Genomic DNA, 4,152 nt, shown 5'->3' on the forward strand with positions numbered 1-4,152 from the left:
TCCTGCACCACCCCGTCGCGCTCGATGCGCCAGCGCTGGGGCCGTGCTTGGCCGGTTTCGTCCACGGCGGTGCGGATGCGCGGACGCAGCTGTTGGGCATCGACCATGGTTTCGCCCTCGACCGCCAGCACACGAGCGCCCGCTCGCAGGCCCGCGGCGGCGGCGGCGCCATCCGGCATCACTTCGCCGAGCTGCGGCGCCGACCACGGAGCCACGATCCCGATGCGCTCAAACAGGCGGGCGTCGACATCTCGGACGTCCAGCGTGGACAGCGCTAGCGTGACCGCCCGCCCCGCAGCCTGTGGTCCGTCGCCGAGCCACAGCCGCAGGTCCTGCCTGTCCATCGCAGCCTGCGTGAGCCACCAACGCAGTTCTTCGAAAGATCGCACGGGCTGCGGGGCCTGATCGGCCGTGGCTGCGGCGCTCACCCATTCACCGCCGCGGATGCCTGCGCGCTCGGCCAGCGACGCCGCAGTTGGACTGCCAAGAACGGGCTGAGCCTGTGGCACCCCCCACCACGCCACGAAGGCGTAGAGCGCGACCGCCAACAGCAGGTTGGCTGCTGGGCCTGCCGCCACGATGGCCACCCGGCGGCGCAGCGGCTGCGCGTTGAAAGCCAAGTGCCGCTGTGCGGCGGCCACCGGTGCCTCTCGCTCGTCCAACATGCGCACATAGCCGCCTATCGGCCAGAACGCGACGACGAACTCGGTACCTTGGCGGTTGCGCCATGTCAACAGCGGCCGGCCCATGCCTATGGAAAACCGCAATACGGGCACCCCACAGGCCACCGCCATGCGGTAGTGCCCCCATTCGTGAACCGCGATCAGGATGCTGATGGCAAGCAGAAACGACAAAACGGTGAGCATTGGATGTCTTCCCTGGGAGCCGGCAGGCGGCGTAGCCCTCAAGCCTGCGCCAGTCCCTGAACGCACTCGGCGGCCCGCGCCCGCGCCTCGCGGTCGATGGCCAGCAGATCGTCCAGCGACCCCGGCTTGGAGGGGACGAAGGCCTCCAGCGTTCCGTGATTGACCGCATGGATATGGTCGAAGCGCAGCCGCCCGGACAAAAAAGCCTCGACCGCAACCTCATTGGCCGCATTCAGCACGGCGGTCGTGCCGACCGGCGCACGCAGCGCCTCCCAGGCCAGGAACAGGCCGGGAAAGCGTCGCGGGTCGGGCGGCTCGAAGGTCAACGCCCCCAGCGTCGCAAAATCGAGCGGCTCGGCCCCGGAGGCGATGCGCTCCGGCCAGCTCAGCCCGTAGGCGATGGGCACGCGCATATCCGGCGTCCCGAGCTGGGCCACGACGGAGCCATCGCGGTATTGAACCATCGAGTGCACCACGCTCTGCGGATGGATGACCACCTCGATCTGCTCCGGCGCGAAACCGAACAGGTAGCGCGCCTCGATGACTTCCAATGCCTTGTTCATCATCGTCGCCGAATCGACCGAGATCTTGCGACCCATGACCCAGTTGGGGTGGGCGCAGGCCTCCTGCGGGGTGACGCTGGCCAGCGTCGCCGGATCACGCTGCCGAAACGGACCGCCCGAGGCGGTCAGCACGATCTTGTCGACGCGCTGCGCCCAAGTCTCAGGGTCCTCGGGCAGGGCTTGGAAGATGGCCGAATGCTCGCTGTCGATCGGCAGCAACCGCGCTCCACCTGCGCGCACGGCGGCCAGAAACACTTCGCCGCCGACGACCAGCGCCTCCTTATTGGCCAGCAGCAGACGCTTGCCGGCTTGGGCCGCGGCCAGACAGGGGCCCAGTCCGGCTGCGCCGACGATGGCTGCCATGACGGTATCGACCTCGGGATGGGCCGCAATTTCGATCAGCCCGACCGGCCCTCCCAGGGCTTGCGTCGGCAAGCCACGCTGGCGCAGGCCGGCAGCCAATTCGTCGAGCCGCGACGCGCCGATCACCGCCCAGCGCGGGCGAAAACGCTCGCACAGCGCCAGCAGCGCCTCGACCTGTCGCTCGGCGCTCAAGGCCACCAGGTCGAATCGATCCGGGTGGCGCGCCACCACATCGAGCGTGTGGGTGCCGATCGAGCCGGTCGCGCCGAGCACCGCGATGCGCTGGCGGGGGGATGGGACATCGGTGGGAGTGACGGGGGTCATGCGGAACGATCCAAGGGCCGGGCATGTAGGGCGTTGCGGTCGGATGGGGACCGAAATAGAGTCTAGAGTCAGGTCATGACGCGTCGGCCAGCAGCGCCATCACCGCTGGCAGCACCGGCAGCAGCGCATCGACGCGGTCGAGCACTCCCCCATGGCCGGGCAGCAGCGCGCTGGAATCCTTGACCCCAGCGCTGCGCTTGACGAGGGATTCCAACAAATCTCCGGCGACACTGGCGGCCGTCAGCAGCAACAGCGCTGCAATCGCCAGCACCGGCCCGCGCGCGGCAAGGATAGGATACAGCGCCTGTGCCGCCGGGGCCCAGACGGCGGCCAGCGCCGTCCAGGCCAAGGCCAGTATCAGGACTGCCAGCATGCCGCTGACGACTCCCTCCCAGCTCTTGCCTGGACTGATGCGCGGGGCAAGCTTGCGCCGACCAAACGCCTTGCCACCAAAGTACGCCGCGATATCCGCCACCCATACCAGCAGCAGCGCACTCAGCAACACGGCCAAGCCGCGGGCGTGCAGGCTGACCAGCGCCCACCATGCGCCCGCCAGTGCCAACCAGCCAAAGGGCAGCCGCAGTGCGACAGGCCAACGCCCCCAGGCATCCACCCCTTGGCGCAGCGCCAACCACAGCACAACGGCCCACAGTGCCGTCACGCCCCACCAGACCATCGCTGGCCAGGGCGTATGGCCCCAAATGCCCCAAGCCAGTCCCAGCCCAGCCAACAGACCCAAACCGCTGCCGATCGCCACCCTCTGGCCACAGCCGTTCAGCCGGGACCACTCCCACGTGGCCGCCGCCATCAGCACCCCAGTGACGGCCGCAAACGGCAAGGGGCCGGGATACACCATGGCGGGCAACAGCACCAGCAACAGCACCACCGCCGTGATCACGCGTTGCAGCAACATGGGGGTCCTGTCGTGCGGGTGGCCGGACCTCAGGCCGCCCGTGCAGCCTGCACCTGCTCGGGCGTGCGCCCGAAGCGCCGCTGGCGCTGCGCATACGCCGCCAGCGCACGGTCGTACTCCACCTCGTCGAAGGCGGGCCAGAGGCGGTCGGTGAAAAACAACTCGCTGTAGGCGATCTGCCAGAGCAAAAAATTGCTGATGCGCTGCTCCCCCCCCGTGCGGATCACCAAATCCGGGTCCGGCACATGGGCCAAAGCCATGGCTTGCGCCAGGGCGGATTCGGTGATCGGCTCGCCATGTGCTGCCAGTGCTTGTGCGGCCTGCACGATGTCCCACCGTCCGCCGTAGTTGAAGCACACGTTGAGCACCAACCGGTCGTTGCTGGCCGTGCGTCGCTCGGCCTCGGCGATACCCTGCACCAACGCAGAAGGCAGCCCCACGCGCGAACCCGGCACATGCAGCCGCACGCCGGCTTCGTCCAGTCGAGGGACTTCATCCATCAGGGCCTGGACCATCAGGCGCAAGATCGCACCCACCTCGTCTTGGGGGCGGCTCCAGTTTTCCGAGGAAAACGCAAATACCGTCAACACCTGAACGCCGCGCTGCACGCTCCAGCCGATGACGCGGCGCAGTGTCTCCATGCCCGCGCGGTGTCCGGCCACCCGTGGCAGCAGCCGCTGGCGTGCCCAGCGACCATTGCCGTCCATGACGATGGCCACGTGGTGCGGCACTTGGCGAGCGACGTCCGGGGCGACGCCGGGGGCCGCGGCAGGGGTGACTGACATGCAGAGCGCCTCAAATGGCCATGATGTCGGCTTCCTTGGCCGCCACCATTTTGTCGACCTCGGCGATCATGCGGTCGGTGAGTTTCTGGATGTCGTCCTGCGCACGGCGCTCGTCGTCTTCGGAAGCGAGCTTGTCCTTGACCAAGCGTTTGACCTGCTCGTTGGCATCGCGACGCAGGTTGCGGATCGCCACCTTGGCATGCTCCCCCTCGGCTTTGACCACTTTGGTCAGTTCGCGGCGACGCTCCTCGGTCATCGGGGGGATCGGCACGCGGATCAGGTCGCCGTGCGAGGCGGGATTGAGCCCCAAGTCGGACTCGCGGATTGCCTTTTCGATC

5 protein-coding genes are annotated in these 4,152 nt (G+C 68.1%); all 5 read right to left on the minus strand.

The annotated features are described in order from the left end of the window. Positions 1-866: site-2 protease family protein (locus tag P3W97_RS05425; RefSeq protein ID WP_300844538.1), on the minus strand; the 866-nt coding region annotated here is incomplete at its 3' end. A gap of 38 nt (positions 867-904) precedes the next feature. Beyond that, positions 905-2,116, minus strand: coding sequence for a 1-deoxy-D-xylulose-5-phosphate reductoisomerase (locus P3W97_RS05430; RefSeq protein WP_300844540.1), 1,212 nt, complete (start codon positions 2,114-2,116; stop codon positions 905-907). Between the two features lie 73 nt (positions 2,117-2,189). Next, positions 2,190-3,029 (minus strand): phosphatidate cytidylyltransferase, encoded by an 840-nt coding sequence (locus P3W97_RS05435; RefSeq protein ID WP_300844542.1) that lies wholly within the window; start codon positions 3,027-3,029, stop codon positions 2,190-2,192. A 29-nt stretch (positions 3,030-3,058) separates the two neighbouring features. Beyond that, positions 3,059-3,814, minus strand: a complete 756-nt coding sequence (uppS, locus tag P3W97_RS05440; protein ID WP_300844544.1) for a polyprenyl diphosphate synthase — start codon at positions 3,812-3,814, stop codon at positions 3,059-3,061. Positions 3,815-3,824: 10 nt separating this feature from the next. Beyond that, the coding region (locus P3W97_RS05445; RefSeq protein ID WP_300844546.1) for a ribosome-recycling factor at positions 3,825-4,152 on the minus strand (328 nt) is incomplete at its 5' end.

Origin of the sequence: Tepidimonas sp., from assembly GCF_029335975.1 — a bacterium.
Taxonomy (GTDB): domain Bacteria; phylum Pseudomonadota; class Gammaproteobacteria; order Burkholderiales; family Burkholderiaceae_C; genus Tepidimonas.